This window comes from Azospirillum sp., from assembly GCF_035627195.1.
Lineage (GTDB): Bacteria > Pseudomonadota > Alphaproteobacteria > Azospirillales > Azospirillaceae > Azospirillum.
On record NZ_DASPMG010000065.1, the window covers coordinates 1 to 14,253 of the forward strand.

Sequence of the window (14,253 nt, forward strand, 5' to 3'; positions counted from 1 at the left end):
ATCCACAGCTCGGTCGTCTGGTGCTGGATGATGAACAGCAGCTCGTTGTGGTTGTCCGACAGCGGCACCTGCGAGTTCAGCAGCCGGTCCAGCCCCAGATAGTCGCCATAGCTCATGTCGACCGCGAAGTCGGTGTGCGCCCCGTGATCGGCGCCCTGTCCTGTGATGCCGTGCTCGTTCTTTTCCGTCATCCGTCCCTCACGTCACCGCGTGGCGCCGGTGGAACTCCGGCCGGTCCCAGGCGCCGGTCTCCAGAACGTCCCGCAAGGCCGCCGCCGCGTCCCACACGTCGGCGAAGCGCAGGTACAGTGGTGCAAAGCCGAATCGCAGGATGTCCGGCGCCCGGAAGTCGCCGACGATCCCGCGCGCGATCAGCGCCTGCACGATGGCGTAGCCCTGCGGGTGGCGCAGGCTCACCTGGCTGCCGCAGGCCGCCGGATCCTCCGGTCCCGCCAGCTCCAGCCCCAATTCCAGCCCCATACCCGCCACCAGCCGCCGGAACAGCCCGGTCATGGCGAGGCTCTTGCGCCGTACCGCCCGCAGGTCGACGGCCAGCAGTTCGTCCACCCCCGCCTCCAGCGCCGCGAGGCTCAGCACCGGCGGCGTGCCGCACAGCGCGCGCCGTATGCCGTCGGCCGGCCGGTACCCGGTGCCGAAGGCGAAGGGTTCCGCGTGCCCCATCCATCCCGTCAGCGGCTGCCGAAACGCCTCCTGGTGCCGCCTTGCCACGTAAAGGAAGGCCGGCGCCCCCGGCCCGCCGTTCAGGTACTTGTACCCGCACCCCACGGCGAGGTCGGCGCCGCAGCCGTCCAGGTCCACCGGCATGGCCCCGGCGCTGTGCGCGAGGTCCCACAGCATCAGCGCCCCCTGCCCGTGCGCCGCGGCCGTCACCCCCGCCATGTCGTGCACGGCGCCGGTGCGGTAGTCGACGTGCGTCAGCATCACCACGGCGGTGTCCGCCCCGATGGCCCCGGCCACCGCGTCGCGCTCCACCATGCGCAGCTCGTGCCGCCCGCCCAGCTGTTCGATCAACCCTTGCGCGACGTACAGGTCGGTCGGGAAGTTCCCGCGCTCCGTCACGATCACCCGCCGGTCGGGGCGCAGGCGCAGCGCCGCCGACAGCGCCTTGAACAGGTTGACCGAGGTCGAATCGGCCACCACCACTTCCCCCGCCGCCGCGCCCACCAGCCGGCCGATCTTGTCGCCCACGCGCTGTGGCAGGTCGATCCAGCCGGCCGCGTTCCAGCTGCGGATCAGGTCGCGGCCCCACTCCGCTTCCACCACGTGGCGCAGCCGCTCCGCCGTCGCGCGCGGCAGGGCGCCCAGGGAGTTGCCGTCCAGGTAGATCTCCCCCTCCGGCAGCACGAACCGCTCCCGCACGGCCGCCAGTTCGTCGGCGGCGTCCAACGCCAGCGCATCCTCGCGCGAAATTCCCGTCATGGCGCCAGTTCCCGCAGCACCGCGCGGACCGGGGCCGCGTCCAGGTTGGCGAGCTTCAGCGGCAGCGCGATCAGCTCGTAATCGCCCGCCTCCACGCCGTCCAGCACCAGCCCCTCCAGGATGCCTAGCCGGTGCGCCCGCACCCGTCCGTGCGCGTCCATGCTCTTCGACTCCTGCGGGTCGAGCGACGGCGTGTCGATCCCCACCAGCCGCACGCCGTGCGCGGCCAGCAGGTCGATGGTGTCCGGGTGCACGGCGGTGAAGGCCGGGTCCCAGCGCTCGACGGGATTATGGGCGCAGGTCTTCAGGATCACGCGCGGCGGCGCGTCCGCCAGATGGTCCGCCACCCGCTCCGGCCGCACCAGCGGCCCGCAACCCACCACGTCCACCACCCGCGCCGGCCCCAGGTAGGTGTCGAGGTCAAGCCCGCCGACTGGCGCCCCCTCGGCGTCGTAGTGCAGCGGCGCGTCGGCGTGCGCGCCGGTGTGGGTGGACAGCGTGACCCGCGCGACGTTGACCGGGCACCCCGGCCCGATGGCCCAGGTCCGCACCTCCTCGTACGCCGTGTCCCCCGGCCACACCGGGATGCCGGGCCTGAGCGCCGGGCTGATGTCCCAGATCCTCCGCACAGCACCTCCTCCCGTTCCTTCCATGGAATGTCGGGAGCGGCCGGGGCGGCGGCAATGGCCCTATGCCGTCCGGTCGAACGGCCAACCCGTTGCCAATTTTCCTATTTTAAGGTATGGTGTCTCATAAAGTGCCCGACGTGCGCCTTGCCCCCTCCCGCCCTTCGCTTGCGCTCCGGGCACCCTCCCCCGCGTTGCGGTGGAGGGTATAGCGGCGGCAGTCCCCACCACCGCGAAGCGGGGGCGTGGAGCCGACGGCGAAGCCGGACGGGCGCCGAAGGCGACCGTAGGCGGAACGCAACCGCCCGACTTGCGGGCGGCTGTGGTTAGGGAGGGGGCAAGAGTCACCACCGAAAGCACGCCGCTCCCAATGCAACACATGAAAACACCCCAAAAAGTGTTGCATGGTGTTGCATCCGGTTGCATTTCCCCGGCCCCGCCATACGGTGGGGCCGGGGAAACGGGCTTACTCCGCCGCGACCTGCGGCAGGCCCTTCAGGGCCTCCTGCAGCGCCGCCTCGTCGTACGGCACGTCCTGCAGCTTGCCGGCGAAGTAGTCGGTGTAGGCCTGCATGTCGAAGTGGCCATGGCCCGACAGGCAGAAGAGGATGGTCTCGGCCTTCCCCTCAGCCTTGCAGCGCAGCGCCTCGTCGATCGCCGCCTTGACCGCGTGCGAGGACTCGGGCGCCGGCACGATGCCCTCGTTGCGGGCGAAGGTCACCGCCGCCTCGAAGCAGGGGGTCTGCGGGTAGGCACGCGCCTCGATCAGGCCCAGCTCCCTCACGTGGCTCACCATCGGCGCCATGCCGTGGTAGCGCAGGCCGCCCGCGTGGAAGCCCGGCGGCATGAAGGTGGAGCCCAGCGTGTGCATCTTCACCAGCGGCGTCAGGTGCCCGGTGTCGCCGAAGTCGTAGGCGTAGGTGCCCTTGGTCAGCGTCGGGCAGGACGCCGGCTCGACCGCGACGACGCGGACGTTCTTGCCCTTGATCTTCTCGCGCAGGTACGGGAAGGCGAGGCCCGCGAAGTTGGACCCGCCGCCGGTGCAGCCGATGACGACGTCCGGCTCGTCGCCGGCCATCTCCATCTGCAGCATGGCCTCCTCGCCGATGATGGTCTGGTGCAGCAGCACGTGGTTCAGCACGCTGCCCAGCGCGTACTTGGTGTCGTCGCGCTGCACCGCGCGCTCCACCGCCTCGGAGATGGCGATGCCCAGCGAACCGGTCGAATCCGGGTTCTGCGCCAGGATGGCGCGGCCGGACTCGGTCATGTCCGACGGGCTGGCGATGCAGGTGGCGCCGTAGGTCTCCATCAGCGCGCGGCGGTAGGGCTTCTGGTGGTAGCTGATCTTCACCATGAAGACCTCCACCTCCAGCCCGTACAGCGAGCCGGCGAAGGCGAGGGAGGAGCCCCACTGGCCCGCCCCCGTCTCGGTGGTCAGCCGCTTGACGCCTTCCTCCTTGTTGTAGAAGGCCTGCGGGACGGAGGTGTTGGGCTTGTGGCTGCCGGCCGGGCTGACGCCCTCGTACTTGAAGTAGATCTTGGCCGGCGTGCCCAGCGCCTTCTCCAGGCGCCGCGCCCGCACCAGGGGTGCGGGGCGCCACAGGCGGTAGACGTCGCGCACCGGCTCGGGGATGTCGATCCAGCGCTCGGTCGACACCTCCTGCTGGATCACCGCCATGGGGAAGATCGGGGCGAGGTCGTCCGGGCCGATCGGCTGGCCGGTGCCGGGGTGCAGCGGCGGCGGCAGGGGCACCGGCAGGTCCGCGGCCAGGTTGTACCAGGCCTTCGGAATCCGGTCTTCAGACAGAACGTACTTGGTGCTTTCCGACATGCGATCCTCCCAACGGGGCGCCCGGATTCCCGGTGCGCGGGGTCGCCCGTTATAGCACTTCCGGCGTGGGGGAATTCTACCCTTCCATGAGGGAATCCAGCCCCCGCCGCAGGCCCGGCACCTCGCCCGCCTTGCGGATCGCCAGCAGCGTGCCCGCCACATAGGGCGTCGGGCTGGATCCGGCGTCGTGACGGATGCTCAACCGCTCGTCGGCCGCGCCGAACAGCGCCTCGCACGACAGCACGTAGCCCGGCATCCGGACGGAATGGACCTGGACCCGCCCGACCGCCGCACCGCGCGTCTCCCGCGGCCCGGTCAGCGTGTCGACGGCGCGCGAGGTCGGGTCGAGCCGCACCTCCGACAGCCGCTCGGCCAGCTCGCGCCCGGTGCCGCTCGGCACGTCGGGCTTCTGGGCGGAGGCATAGTCGATCACCTCCACGTCCGCCACGTAGCGCGCGGCCATCAGCGCGAAGCGCTGCATGAGGGTTGCCGTGATGGAGAAGTTGCCGGCCGCCACCACGCCCACGCCCGCATCGCGCGCCGCCCGGTCGATCTCGGCATAGTCCTCGCCCGTCATGCCGGAGGTGCCGACGACGACGGAGCGCCCGGCGGCGACCGCCTGCAGAACGTGCCCCTTCACCACATTGGGCTTGGTGTAGTCGACCACCACGTCGGACGGCGTGCGCAGCGCCTCCTCCAGCGAAGCGGCGATGGTGACGCCCAGCGCAGCACCACCCGCGGCGGTGCCCGCGTCCTGCCCGGCCGCCGACCGCGCGACGGCCGCGGCCAGCGTCAAGTCCGGCGCCCCGGCCATGGCCTGGACGAGCGCCCGGCCGACCCAGCCGGTGCAGCCGACCATGGTCACGTTGATGGTCATGAGATCCCTCCCTTGTTTCTTTTCCCTCTCCCGCCCCGGGAGAGGGAGGGGCCCGCCAAAAGGGCGGGAGGGTGAGGGTAACAGCAAGGATCCGGGAATTCACCCTTACCCGGCCGCCGATGGCGGCCAGGTAAGGTAGACGACCTTACGGCTCGCGGATGCTTTCATCGAAGCCGCGCAGGATCGGGTAGATGAAGTAACTGAGCACCGTGCGCTTGCCCACCGCGATCTCCGCCGTCAGCGTCATGCCCGGCAGCAGGCGCGTGCCGTCGGGCACCGCGGTCAGGTGCAGCGCGCCGATGTCCAGCCGGCCCTGGTAATAGGCCTCGCTGCCCGGATCGGTGGTGGGAAGCTGGCGCTCGCGCGAGAAGGCGTCCTCGCTGATGGTGCGCAGGCTGGCCTCGACCACGCCGTGCTTCTGGAAGGGGAAGGCGTCGATCTTGATGCGCGCCGGGTCGCCGGAGCGCACGAAGCCGATGTCGCGCGCCTCGATCTGCACCTCGGCCTCCAGCGGCGCGTTCAGCGGCACCAGCGTCACCAGCGGCTCCGCCTCCTTGGCGATGGAGCCGATGGAGCGCTTGGCCACCTCCAGCACCACGGCGTCCTCGGGCGCGGTCATCACCACCAGCTCGGACCGGCGCTCGGCCTTGCTCAGCTGCTCGCTGACGCTGTCGCGCTCACGCTTGGCGGTGACCAGCTCCTCGGCCGCCTTCTGCTGCCATTCCTGCTCGAACGAGCGCTTCTCGGCCTCGACCACCGCCAGTTCCTGGCGCAGCTCGAAGGCGCGGTTCAGGTTGCGCTGCAGCTCCTGCTCGGCCGCCAAGCGCTGGTCGCGGCTCTCCAGCATGGCGAGACGCGACCCGGTCTGCTTCTGCAGCAGGTCCAGGCGCATGCGCTCGACCTCGACGACCGCCTGCAGCCGTTCGCGCAGCAGCGCCTCGTCGCGCTTGCTGGAGTCCTGCAGCGCCTTGATGCGCCCCTGGTTCTCGGCATAGAGCGACAGCTTGGCGAGGCGGAACTCGCGCCGCTCGTTGAACAGCTGCGTCTGCAGCCGCGCGTCCGGGCTGTCGCCGGGCAGGCCCAGCGTAGAGGCGCCGGCCAGTTCGGCCTCCAGGCGGCGGATCTGCGCGTTCAGGCTGTCCTGCCGGGTCTTCAGCTGGGTCACGTCGGCGGTGGTGAAGGTGCTGTCCAGCGTGGCCAGCGTCGCCCCCTTGCGCACCACCTGCCCCGGCCGCACGTCGATGGCGCGGATGACCGCGGTCTCCAGCGGCTGCATGACGATGGTGGACGGCGTGGTGATCAGCTTGCCGCGCGCCGTGACGATGCGGTCGATCTCCGACACCGCGGCCCAGCCCACCGCCAGGACGACCATCAGCACCAGCGCGTGCAGAGTCATGCGGGCCGCGCGCGGCAGCGGGCGCGCCTCGATGGCGTCGGCGTCGGACAGGAACTCCAGTTCCAGCTCCGACGGCGTGCCACCCTTGGCTTTCGGGGCCAGCGTCTTCAGCTGTGACGGTTCTGGGTTTGCCATAGGTGCCTGTAGATCGAGCAGCGTTGCAGGAGTTCCGCGTGCGTCCCGCGGTCGGCCACCCGGCCGCCGTCGAGCACGAGGATGAGGTCGGCCGAGGCGATGGTGGACAGCCGGTGCGACACGATCAGGACCGTCCGCCCCGCCGAGATGGCGGCGAGGTTGGTCATGAAGATCGCCTCGCTGTCGGGGTCCAGCGCGCTGGTCGCCTCGTCGAGGATCAGGATGCGCGGGCGTGGCAGCAGGGCACGCGCGATGGCCAGACGCTGGCGCTGGCCGCCCGACAGGTTGGAGGCGTTCTCCTCCAGCAGCGTGTCGTAGCCCTGCGGCAGCGTCTCGATGAACTCGTCCGCTCCGGCCAGCCGGGCGGCGGCCACCACCTCCTCGAACGGGGCGTCGGGGCGGGTGACGGCGATGTTCTCGCGCACCGTGCCGCGGAACAGGAAGTTCTCCTGCAGCACCACGCCCAGCGAGCGGCGCAGGTGCGCCAGGTCGATCTCGCGGATGTCGATGCCGTCGTAGCGGATGACGCCCTGCTGCACCGGGTGGAAGCCCTGGATCAGGCGCGTCAGCGTCGTCTTGCCCGAACCGGACTTGCCGACGATGCCCACCACCGACCCGGCCGGGATGTCGATCGACACCGAGTCCAGCGCCGGGGTCGGGTTGGTGCCATAGCGGAAGGTGACGCGGTCGAAGGCGATGCCGCCCTTCAGCTGCGGGGCAAGGCCGCCGGACGTGCGGCGCTCCGGCGGGCGGCCCATCACCTCGGCCAGCATGCGCACGGACAGCGCCGTCTCCTGGTACTCCTGCACCAGCCCGACGATCTGCACCAGCGGACCCACGACACGGCCGGCCAGCATCTGGAAGGCGATCAGGGCGCCGACGCTGAGGCCCTGGTTGAACACCATCTGCGCGCCCAGCGTCACCACGGCGACCAGCATCAGGCGCTCCAGCACCTGGGTGATCGACTGCGCGACGTTGGAGATCTGGCCGACGTTCAGGTGCAGGTCCACGGCGCGCGCCGTGCGCTGGTCCCATTTGCGGCGCTGCACCGGCTCGATGGCGGAGGACTTGACCGTGCGCATGCCCTGGATCGATTCGACCAGCATGGCTTGGCGCGAGGCTTCGGCGTCGTACAGCGCCTTCAGCCGGGTGCGGAACGGGCCGATCAGCGCCACCACCACGGCGGCGATGGCCAGCCCGAACAGGATCGTCACGGTGGCCAGCGTGCCGGAATAGAGGAACAGCACCGGCACGAAGACGAACAGCGCCGTGCAATCCAGCGCGGTCATGAACAGCCGGCCGGTGAGGAACTGGCGGATCTTCTCGACCTGCTGCATGTGGCGCACGGTGACGCCGGCCGAGGTCGCCTCGAAATAGTCGATGGGCAGCGCCAGCAGGTGGCTGAAGGTGCGCCGCGCCAGCCGCATGTCGATGCGCGTGGTGGCGGCCAGCAGCAGGTAGCGGCGCAGGAAACCGAACGTCGATTCGAACGCGATCGCCCCGGCCACGCCCGCCGCCAGCACCCACAGCGTGGAGATCGAGTGGTGCACCAGCACCTTGTCGATCACCAACTGGAAGAACACCGGCACGCTCAGGCCCAGGAAGTGCAGGACGATGGCGGCGAGCGCGATGTCGCGGAAGGCCCCCTTCTGCTTCAGGATCTCCGGCACGAACCAGCCCAGGCCGAAGGGCTGCTCCTCGTCGGTGATCTTGTAGGTGCGCTTCAGCAGGATGGTCTCGCCCTGCCACTGCGCGCAGAACGCCGCCTCGTCGACGAAGAAGACCGTGCGCTTGTCGGCCAGCGGGTCGACGACGCCGACGGCGACCGTGTCGCCCTCCTTGCGCGGGCCGACGACGACGACCGTGTTGCCGTTCTTCAGCCGCGCCAGGACGGGGAAGACCGCGCCCAGGCCGACCAGCTTCGCCCAGGTGAGCTTGGACGCCGTGGCCTTCAGCCCCAGCGTGCGAGCCAGCGCCAGCAGGACGCCGGTCTTCGGCTCGTGCGGCGGCAGCACGTGGTCGTGCACCAGCCGGTCGACGCTCGTCTGGATTCCATGATGGCCGGCCACCGCAACGAGGCATTGCAGCGCGCTGTGCGCCGGCGGTGCCGGAGTCGGTGGCGGCGCGGTGGCCGCGGGGGCTTCGAGAACGACCGTATCACCCATCTTTCACGCCTTGCTGCGTCCCACCGGCGCAGGCCGGCGTGCGCACACTCAGCCCAAGATGGCAAAAATTTCCTTAACCGCCGGACTGGACGACCACGAATTCCACGCCCCGCGCAACAGACAGCAAGGCCCGGTCGTGCCCGCGCCGGCCGACCAGCATCAATCCCACGGGCAGTCCACCGGTCCCGACCGGCAGCGTTACCGCCGGCCGGTCCAGGAAATTCCACAACGACGGATTGCGCAGGACGAGGGCGTTGATGCGGGCGTAGTCGGCATCCTGCGCCAGTTCGTCGATGCGCGGCGCCACCACCGGCACCGTCGGCATGGCCAGTGCGTCAAATCCGCGCGCCGCCGCGTCGGCCTCCGCCATCAGCGCGCGGCGGGCGCGGACAAGGTCCACGTAGTCGGCCGCCGTCTGCTCCGCCGCCCGCAGGATTCGCACGCGCACGCGCGGATCGTACGACTCGCCGCGCCGCTCCAGCAGGTCGCGGTGCCAGGAATAGGCCTCCGGCGCCGCGAAGCCGCCCCTGGCGTTGACCTGCGGCACGCGGTCCAGCACCGGCATGGCGAACTCCACCACCCGCGCGCCCCGCCGCGACAGGGCGCTCAGCGCCCGCTCGAACGCGGCGGACACGGTGGCGTCCAGCCCGTCCAGCGCGTGGCACCGGGGCACGCCGATGCGCAGGCCCTGCACGTCGGCCTCCTCCGGCACCGCCGGCTCCTGGCCGGCCAGCACGGCGTCCAGCACGGCGCAGCAGGCGACCGAGCGCGCCAGCGGCCCGACCGTATCCAGCGTCCACGACAGCGGCACCGCCCCGTCGCGCGGCACGCGCGCCTGCGTCGGCTTGAAGCCGGTCAGGCCGCACAGCGCCGCCGGGATGCGCACCGACCCGCCGGTGTCCGACCCCACGGCCGCGACCGCCATGCCGTCCGCCACCGACACCGCGGCCCCCGACGACGAGCCACCGGGGATGCACGCCCGGTCGAACGGGTTGCCCGGCGTGCCGTAGTGCGGGTTGAGGCCAAGGCCGGAGAAGGCGAACTCCGTCATGTTGGTGCGCCCGACGATGACGGCGCCGGCCGCCCGCAGCCGCGCCACCACCGGGGCGTCACGCTCCGCCGCCGGGGCGTCCTTCAGCGCGACCGAGCCGGCGGTCGTTACCTGCCCGGCAACGTCGAACAGGTCCTTCACCGACACCGGCAGCCCGGCCAGCGGCGACGGCACGACGCCCAGCGCGCGCAGCGCGTCGCTGGCCCGCGCCGCCGCCAGCGCGCCGTCGCGGTCGACCAGCGTGAAGGCCCGTGCCCCCTCCCCCGCCGGGTCGGCGATGCGGCCCAGCGCCGCCTCGGCCAGCGCCACGCTGGTGGTGCGGCCGGCGGCCAGATCGGCGGCGAGCGACAGGATCGTCGGGGCGGCGGGCATGGGGACCTCCGTTGCGGAAATGGCCACATCCGTATAGCGCGGGCACCTTCCCGGGGGAATCTATTCCCCAATCTTGGTCGCACCGCGCCACACGCCCGGCTGCGCGGTACCGCCGAAGATGGCGACGCCGGGGCCGTCCTGGATGCCGCCGCGGAATCGGCCGACGTGCCGGTCGCCCCGCGACAGCACCAGCGTGCCGAAGCCGTTCGGGTTGCGGTCCTCGACCCGTCCCTCGTAACGGTCGCCGTTGCCGAAGTTCAGCACGCCCAACCCGTCCGGGCGGTTGCGGCGGACCTCTCCGGCATAGACGTCGCCGTTCAGGTAGCGGAACACTCCGTGCCCGTCCGGCTGGTTGTTGCGGAAGGTGCCGTCGTAGCGGTCGCCGGTGCCGAACAGCAGGACTCCGTCGCCGCTCATGGTGTCGTTGCGCCACTCGCCTTCGTAACGCAGGCCGTTGGCGAAGCGGTACACGCCAAAGCCGCTGCGCTGCAGCGCCAGCCCACCGGACAGCGGCGAGCCCATCACCCATTCTCCCTCATAGAGGTCACCGTTGGGGAAACGCTGCACGCGCAGGCGCGGGTCGATGCCGCCGCGCCGTGCCGCGTCGGCGGCGGCCTGGGCGCGCTGCTGGGCCTGCCGTCCACGCTCCTCGGCCCGGCGCGCGGCGCCGGCCGCTTCCGTGGCGCCCGCCGCGGCCTCCTGGCCGGCGCGCCGCGCCTCCTCCACATCGGGACGGTAGGTGCGCCCGCCGCTTCCCCCGTCCTGCGGCTTGGCGGGCGGCCGTTCGGGCGGCAGGGCCGCGACGCTGCTGCCCGACCCGGCCAGCGGCACCTCCGGCAACGGTTCGGGTGCCCGCTGGGCCGACCGCGGCTCCGGCCCCCGCGCCTGTGCCACCCCCTTTTCCGGCGCTAGGGCGCCGGCGCTGACGTAGCCTTCCTGGTTGAGGCGGTCGCGCACGTGCACCCAGTTGGTGCCGGGAATGGTGTCCAGGACGATCACCGGCGCGCCGGCCTCAAGTTCACGCACGCCGCGCGCGCCCAGCGTCGGCTGCGTGAACAGGGTCACCGGCCGCGTCACGGTGTACGCGCCCGGCGAAGCCGAACCCGGAGACGGCGCCTGCGCGACGGGGGGTGGGCGAACGGCGGCATCGGCGTCCGGCTCCGCCATTGCCTCCTGCCGGTCAGGGCGGCCGAGGTTGGATGCGGAGGCGAAGCCCGTCTGCCCCTCCGTCTCCACGCGCAGCCACCCGCCACCCTTGACGCGGCCGGTGACCGCCACCGTGCTGTCGCGCCGCAGCGTCCGCAGCACCGGGGAGCGGATGTTGGGCGCCTCGCGCAGGTTGGTGTCGCGGGTTACGACGTAGGTCTCTGCCAGCGGCTCCACCGCCGGCTCGGCGACGCGGGGTGGTTCCGGCACCGTTTGAGGCGATGGCGCCTGGGGCGGTGGCGTCTGCTCCTGCGGCTGAGTTGGAACCGGTGGCGGCGGTGCCGCGGCGAACGCCGGAACCAGCAGTATGTCGCCGTCCAAACGGTCCTGCACCCAGGGCCGCTGGGCGCCGCGCGTCCGCTCCGCCACCTCGCGTTCGACGAGGGCCAGCGCGTCGCGCAGTTCGGCGCCGGGGCGCGCCATCTCCTGCGCCAGCAGCGCGGCGAACGGCCCCGCGGCCCCGCCCCTGGACGGCACCGGCAGCACGCCCGGCCGCTGGCTGTAGACGATGATGGTGTTGTCGGGCACCGGCGGCGTCCCGGGCACGGCCGATACCGTCCGCCCGGCCGGCCCCATGGCGGCCACCAGCCGGTCAGCCAGCGGGTTCGGCACGACGGGGTCGACGACCACGACGGTGCCCTGCTTCGCCCCTTGCACCTGCTGGAGAAGGAAGTCGAGTTCGATGGTGTCGAAGCCAACGTCATTCTCGCTGACCAGCTTGGCGTTGACCGGCACCACGAAGCCCTTGCCGCCCATCCCCAACGCCAGCCCCGTGTAGTAGACGAAGCCCAGGTCGGCCCCGGAGAGCGCCTGCTGGAACCGACTCAGCGCCGCCACGAGGCCGCGATGCTCCAGATTGTTCGCCGTCGTCACCTCGAACCCGGCACGGCGCAGGGCATCGGCCACCACGCCGGCGTTGGCGCCGGCCGCCGGTATGGCGCCTCCACGCTGGTACTGCGCGTTGCCGATGACCAGCGCGACCCGCCGCTCCGCCGCCCAGGCCGGAAGGCCGCCAAGCCACAGGAACGCCGCCATCAGCGCCCAAACCACCCATCGGTGTTTGCCGCTCACCCTCTCACCCCCTCGTTCGCCCCGCAAGGTGTCTTGGCATAATTCTTTTGGATACGTCCCTTCGCGGGATGCCGCCCAAAGCATCCTTTTGAAATCGCGAACGCCACGCACCAGCCGAACAAGAACAACATCGGAGATATTCCGACGTTCTTTTTCCGGTTCACGCAAGCGGGAAAACGTGTCTCGTCGACAACATCAGCCGGAGGGGGTAGCGATGGGCCGGACCATGGCACGGCCCATCGCTCAACACGGCTCTATCGCTTCAAGCCGTCGCCATAGCGCGAGCAGTCGAACTCGTCCGTGCCGGCATCGGCGCGACCGCTGCCCGAGGTGTTGTAGCGCGGGTCGTCGCAGCGGCCGTTGTAGGCATAGGGGCCGCTGCGCGGATCGGACCGGCCGCCACGGACATTGTCGGAATCGCCGAACAGCCCGCCGCCCGAACCGCCGAACAGCCCGCCGCCGCCGTTGCTCGTCTGGTTGCAGGCGGCCAGCGCCAGGGGAACCGCGAGGATCGCCGCAAATCGCAGTGCTCGTTTCATCAGTCCTACCTTTCCAAAGACGCCAGTGGATTGCTCCGTCGTCTTTAAACAGGCGAAACCCGCGAATTGTGCCCTCGCCCCTCGCAAAAGGACACGGAGACATGGCACGCCTCTTCCCTTGCGGGCGAGGCAAGATAAGAACGTCCACGGGAAACAATACTGCGCGTCAGTTCAGGTCGCGGGCGACGCGCAGACCGTCGGCGAGGTAGCGGACATCGGCGTCGTAGCCGATGCGCGCGGTGGCCGACACCTGCTCCAGGTCGTCGCGCCAGGATCCGCCGCGCAGCACGCGCTTCTTGCAGTCGCCGGTGGTCCAGGCGCTGCCGTCCGCCGGGGCGCCGCGGTAGCCGGGGTTCCAGCAGTCGGCCACCCATTCGGCTACGCCGCCGTTCATGTCGTGCAGGCCGAAGCTGTTGGGAGTGAAGCTGCCGACCGAGGCCGGGCGCAGCCGGTCGAAGGTGCCGCCGCAGTCCCGGCAGTTGGCGCGCATCGTCCCGCCGCCCTCGCCCCAGGAGAAGCGCGCCGCCCCGCCCGAGCGCGCGGCGTACTCCCACTCCGCCTCCGACGGCAGGCGATAGCGCTGGCCGGTCTTGCGGCTGAGCCACCCCACATAGGCCTGCGCGTCGTTCCAGTCGATGTTGTGGACGGGCGTATCATCGGTGGCGTTGGTCATGCGCGGCATCATGGTGCAGCCGCCGCCCTCCACGCAGGCCCGCCACTCGCCCACCGTCACCTCGTAGGCGCCGAGCGCGAAGGGCTTGGACACGGTCACCGTATGCGCCGGGCGCTGCGCCGCGTCGCCCCGGTCGTGCCCCATGCTGAAACTGCCGGCCGGGATGCGCACCATCACCGGGCACTCGGGGCAATCCTGGAAGCCGTTGGCCTTGCCCTGCGTGCGCGGGGCCCCGGCGGGCGGGCCTGCCGCCGCCGGCGGGGTGGCGAGCGCCAAGGCCGGCGGTTCGGCAGCCGCTTCGGCGGCGGCCGGCGCGGCGGCCACCTGCACCGGCGCGCTCGCCACCACGGCGGGTGCGCTTGGTGGTGCGCTTGGTGGTGCGGCCGGATCCTCCACCTCGACGACGATGCTGCTGCTCGCCCGGCCGCCACGGCCGTCCTCGATCAGCACCGAAAACGTCCCGGCACGGCCGGGCTTGGCCTGCTCCGGATCGAAGGTCAGGCCGCCCAGCGCCTCGACGCTCAACCGGTCGCCGGGCTTCAGCGGGCGCACGCCGTCGCGCACCCGGCCCTGCTCCGGCACGCCGGTGACGACCACCGTCAGCGTATCGCCGTCGGGGTCGCTGGGCGCCTCGAAGCGCAGTGGGTTGGGCGATACCTTGACCGTGCGTTCGGCCATCGCCGCCGGCGGGCGGTTGCTGGGCTTGACGGTGATCGGCACGCCCCCCTTGGCCACGCCGCCGCGCCCGTCCATCACCGCGAACTCGAAGGCGCCGGCCTCGCCCAGATGGCTGCCGTCCGGCTTGAAGGTGGCGGCCACCAGCTGGTCGATGGTCAGGTAATCGCCGATCAGCACGACGCGGTCGCCGATG

At 71.4% G+C, this 14,253-nt stretch carries 11 protein-coding genes; all 11 read right to left on the minus strand.

Annotated features, from left to right (window positions below):
* Positions 1-191 (minus strand): tryptophan 2,3-dioxygenase family protein (locus tag VED21_RS05520; RefSeq protein WP_324881320.1); only part of this gene is annotated, 191 nt, incomplete at its 3' end.
* 7 nt (positions 192-198) lie between these two features.
* Entirely contained in the window at positions 199-1,440 is a 1,242-nt protein-coding gene (kynU, locus tag VED21_RS05525; protein ID WP_324881321.1) for a kynureninase, read from the minus strand.
* Positions 1,437-2,069, minus strand: a complete 633-nt coding sequence (kynB, locus tag VED21_RS05530) for an arylformamidase (RefSeq protein WP_324881322.1) — start codon at positions 2,067-2,069, stop codon at positions 1,437-1,439. Before kynB ends, kynU begins: the two co-directional genes overlap by 4 nt.
* Positions 2,070-2,532: 463 nt before the next feature.
* Positions 2,533-3,897 (minus strand): TrpB-like pyridoxal phosphate-dependent enzyme, encoded by a 1,365-nt coding sequence (locus VED21_RS05535; RefSeq protein ID WP_324881323.1) that lies wholly within the window; start codon positions 3,895-3,897, stop codon positions 2,533-2,535.
* Positions 3,898-3,973: 76 nt separating this feature from the next.
* Complete coding sequence (gene dapB, locus VED21_RS05540; protein WP_324881324.1) at positions 3,974-4,774, minus strand: 4-hydroxy-tetrahydrodipicolinate reductase; 801 nt, start codon at positions 4,772-4,774, stop codon at positions 3,974-3,976.
* Between the two features lie 145 nt (positions 4,775-4,919).
* Positions 4,920-6,305: an HlyD family type I secretion periplasmic adaptor subunit gene (locus VED21_RS05545; RefSeq protein ID WP_324881325.1), complete on the minus strand. Its 1,386-nt coding sequence runs from the start codon at positions 6,303-6,305 to the stop codon at positions 4,920-4,922.
* Complete coding sequence (locus VED21_RS05550; RefSeq protein WP_324881326.1) at positions 6,278-8,470, minus strand: peptidase domain-containing ABC transporter; 2,193 nt, start codon at positions 8,468-8,470, stop codon at positions 6,278-6,280. The genes VED21_RS05545 and VED21_RS05550 overlap by 28 nt, the downstream gene beginning before the upstream one ends.
* A gap of 73 nt (positions 8,471-8,543) precedes the next feature.
* Complete coding sequence (locus VED21_RS05555; protein ID WP_324881327.1) at positions 8,544-9,893, minus strand: amidase; 1,350 nt, start codon at positions 9,891-9,893, stop codon at positions 8,544-8,546.
* A 60-nt stretch (positions 9,894-9,953) separates the two neighbouring features.
* The gene (locus tag VED21_RS05560; protein ID WP_324881328.1) at positions 9,954-12,170 is read right to left on the minus strand and encodes an SH3 domain-containing protein; all 2,217 of its coding nucleotides are present in this window, start codon (positions 12,168-12,170) and stop codon (positions 9,954-9,956) included.
* Between the two features lie 254 nt (positions 12,171-12,424).
* Positions 12,425-12,709, minus strand: a complete 285-nt coding sequence (locus tag VED21_RS05565) for a hypothetical protein (protein WP_324881329.1) — start codon at positions 12,707-12,709, stop codon at positions 12,425-12,427.
* Between the two features lie 166 nt (positions 12,710-12,875).
* A partial coding sequence (locus VED21_RS05570; RefSeq protein ID WP_324881330.1) for an SUMF1/EgtB/PvdO family nonheme iron enzyme occupies positions 12,876-14,253 on the minus strand: 1,378 nt, incomplete at its 5' end.

What these genes read in the sequence shown, in the direction of transcription:
- kynU (WP_324881321.1), bottom strand. Translation starts at nt 1,440, where the DNA reads ATGACGGGAATTTCGCGCGAGGATGCGCTGGCGTTGGACGCCGCCGAC.
- VED21_RS05535 (WP_324881323.1), bottom strand. Translation starts at nt 3,897, where the DNA reads ATGTCGGAAAGCACCAAGTACGTTCTGTCTGAAGACCGGATTCCGAAG.
- dapB (WP_324881324.1), bottom strand. Translation starts at nt 4,774, where the DNA reads ATGACCATCAACGTGACCATGGTCGGCTGCACCGGCTGGGTCGGCCGG.
- VED21_RS05545 (WP_324881325.1), bottom strand. Translation starts at nt 6,305, where the DNA reads ATGGCAAACCCAGAACCGTCACAGCTGAAGACGCTGGCCCCGAAAGCC.
- VED21_RS05550 (WP_324881326.1), bottom strand. Translation starts at nt 8,470, where the DNA reads ATGGGTGATACGGTCGTTCTCGAAGCCCCCGCGGCCACCGCGCCGCCA.
- VED21_RS05555 (WP_324881327.1), bottom strand. Translation starts at nt 9,893, where the DNA reads ATGCCCGCCGCCCCGACGATCCTGTCGCTCGCCGCCGATCTGGCCGCC.
- VED21_RS05565 (WP_324881329.1), bottom strand. Translation starts at nt 12,709, where the DNA reads ATGAAACGAGCACTGCGATTTGCGGCGATCCTCGCGGTTCCCCTGGCG.